Raw genomic sequence first — 2,701 nt, forward strand, 5'->3', positions numbered from 1 at the left:
AGCCGTAGTCCGGCTCGTCGATCATCGAGGAGCGCTGCATCGCCTTGGAGGTGAGCCCGACCTTGTGGCCGATCAGCCTGCGCCCGGCCGCGACCTTGCGCTGCATCACCTCGGCCGAGATGGCGTAGCTGTCCTCGATCTCGATATGCGGGAACGTGACCGAGAGCTGCGGCGCCTGTTTGCGGTCCTTCTGCGCCTGCATCAGGATGTCGGCGGCTTGCTTGCGTTCGGCGTCGGTCAGCATGGATGGGGTCCCCGGAACTGGTGGTTAGAGCGTTTTCAAGCGAAGTGGATACCGGTTCGCGTGAAGAAAACGCGACAAAACAAAAACCTAGAGCCCCGGCTTTGATTCCATCAAAGCCGGAAAGGCTCTAGGGCCTCCATGCAGCAAAATCCGGCACCCGGATCAAGCCCGTCCTCCGCATGCGCGGAAGGCTCAGCCGGGCAGCTTGCGGTTGATCCAGGCGAACAGCCGCGCCATCGGCGGCCGCAGGAACGGCACGTCCTCCGCCATCAGCGCGAGGCCGAGCGGCGCCATCCACAGCCCGAGCACGGGGAGAAAGCTGAGCGCCCCGCCGGCGATCAGCAGCACGGCGATCGGCAGGCGCACCCACACCGACGACGTGTGCAGCCAGTGCAGCATCCGCCCCGCCCAGCGCGGCAGCCGCTTTTCGAGCTTGTGCACCTCGGTGTCGAAATCGGGACTGGCTGCCATGGGGAGGTAACGGCAAGCGGCGGGTGGGGTTCCCGTGGCGGGAAGCCGCGACCACGGTGCGCGCTGTCCCCTCATGGTTCGAGACGCGGGCCATAGCGCGTCGAAGACGCGCGTGAACGCGCTTATCCGCTCTCAGGATGAGGCTCCCAAACAAACGCGCCGTTATCCGATGGCGCATGGACACCCTTAAGCCGCCCGCGGCTTGATCGCTTTCAGCCTGTCGCCGATCTTGCGGCGCTGTTCCATCAGGTCGTAGTCGGTCTGCATCTGCAGAAAGAAGCCGTCGCTGACGCCGAAATAGCGCGCCACCCGCAGGTCGGTGTCGGCGGTGATCGCCCGCTTGCCGAGCACGATCTCGTTGATGCGGCGTGGCGCGACGCCGATCGCGCGCGCCAGCGCGCTCTGCGACACCCCCAACGGCTTCAGGAACTCCTCGTTGAGGATTTCGCCCGGATGCGGGTTCGGCAGCTTACGCCTCGACATAATCCGCAATGCTGGTCGGCTCCGGCACGACAAGACCATCCTCCTTCAAACCTTCGATATGAAAGCGGATCGCATCGCGGATTTCCCGTTCCGCATCCTTGACGGTGTCGCCGGTCGCCACGCAGCCCGGCAGGTCCGGCACATAGGCGGAATAGTTGCCGTCCGCTTTCTCGATGACCACCGCGTAGCGCATCAGCGCGTCTCCTTCAGGCCAGCCTGTTTCAAGATACTGTTGCAAGATACTGTTGAATGTGCCCGGCGCAAGGTCATCGGACGGCTTCCCGGCCACCATCACGCGGCCCGGTTTCGACGGATGCTTGAATTGGCGGTGACTGCCGCGCATGGCGACCTGAACCCAGCCATCATCCTCGATGAAACGGATCGCATCGCGCACCTTCATGGGCGAAATGTACCAAATTTTTGAACTTGCATCCTTCAGGCTATAGGATTATATTCCAATAATCCCGCCCCGTCTGAACGGGGGCGTTGGCCAGCGTCGCTGAACGTTGGGGCGGGTCCGGACCGCGCGGCCGGAGATCAGGCCGCGCACCGGAGCCGGTTGCGGGAGCAATCCCTCGCCCGGTCCGCGGTGGCCCGTTCGCGTCGTGACGCAGCGCGCGCAACGGGCAGACGGAAGCCGCGCGATCCCCCTCCGGCGGGCGGCCGGAACAGCGGCGCGTACAACGATCCCGCGCCGGGGCTTGCGCGAGCGACGTCCTCCAACACCGCGCGCGGAACGCCGGGTAACGGCGCGTTCGCGGTGACTTGCTGGTGTGACCAAAACTCATCCGTCACACCGGGCCGTGGGCACGGCTGATTGCCCGGCGTTCCGCGCGCCCCGTTCAATACGGGGAACTGAAGCGCGATCTGGATTACGGCGTACCCGGCGCCGCAAAGAACACGGGTGATGGTGCTTGCGAACTTCTCAAATCCGTCATCACCGGGCTTGTCCCGGTGATCCCGATCAGGCGGGCACGATGCCGGCATAAGAGGGATGGCCGGAACAAGTCCGGCCATGACGAGTCGGTAAATGCCGCACCCTCCCCCAAGAGAAACGCGCGCCGCTTATCAGCGACGCGCGTTTGTCTCGACAGGAAAACCGAAACTTAGTGCTTCAGCTTCGGATCGACCTTGAAGCTCGCCTGCGTCTTCGCCTTGATCTCGTCGAGCGTGACGTCCGGCGCGAGCTCGATCAGCGTCATACCGCCGCCGCCCTTCTTGTCGATGGTGAACACGCCCAGGTCGGTGATCACCATGTCGACGACGCGCGAGCCGGTCAGCGGCAGGTCGCATTTGTGCAACAGCTTCGGCGCGTCCTTCGCCGTGTGCTCCATGATGACGACCACCTTCTTGACGCCGGCGACGAGGTCCATCGCGCCGCCCATGCCCTTCACCATCTTGCCGGGGATCATCCAGTTGGCGAGGTCGCCGTTCTCGGCGACCTGCATGGCGCCGAGGAGAGCGAGGTCGATATGGCCGCCGCGGATCATCGCGAAGGAATCC

Annotated in this window: 4 protein-coding genes and 2 pseudogenes; all 6 read right to left on the reverse strand. The window is 64.5% G+C overall.

What is annotated here, in order from left to right:
• Nucleotides 1–244, reverse strand: a pseudogene (locus VN004_RS11950) (2-oxo-hepta-3-ene-1,7-dioate hydratase); the annotation flags it as partial.
• 192 nt (nucleotides 245–436) lie between these two features.
• Nucleotides 437–715, reverse strand: a complete 279-nt coding sequence (locus tag VN004_RS11955; protein WP_325610248.1) for a hypothetical protein — start codon at nucleotides 713–715, stop codon at nucleotides 437–439.
• Nucleotides 716–901: 186 nt separating this feature from the next.
• The gene (locus VN004_RS11960; RefSeq protein ID WP_325610250.1) at nucleotides 902–1,198 is read right to left on the reverse strand and encodes a HigA family addiction module antitoxin; all 297 of its coding nucleotides are present in this window, start codon (nucleotides 1,196–1,198) and stop codon (nucleotides 902–904) included.
• Nucleotides 1,185–1,391: a type II toxin-antitoxin system HicB family antitoxin gene (locus VN004_RS11965; protein WP_325610254.1), complete on the reverse strand. Its 207-nt coding sequence runs from the start codon at nucleotides 1,389–1,391 to the stop codon at nucleotides 1,185–1,187. Before VN004_RS11965 ends, VN004_RS11960 begins: the two co-directional genes overlap by 14 nt.
• Before the next feature lie 96 nt (nucleotides 1,392–1,487).
• Nucleotides 1,488–1,598: pseudogene (locus VN004_RS11970) on the reverse strand (type II toxin-antitoxin system HicA family toxin); the annotation flags it as partial.
• Nucleotides 1,599–2,304: 706 nt separating this feature from the next.
• On the reverse strand, nucleotides 2,305–2,701 hold a 397-nt coding region (locus tag VN004_RS11975; protein WP_325610252.1), incomplete at its 5' end, for a CoA-transferase.

Source organism: Pseudorhodoplanes sp., assembly GCF_035565855.1.
Lineage (GTDB): Bacteria > Pseudomonadota > Alphaproteobacteria > Rhizobiales > Xanthobacteraceae > Pseudorhodoplanes.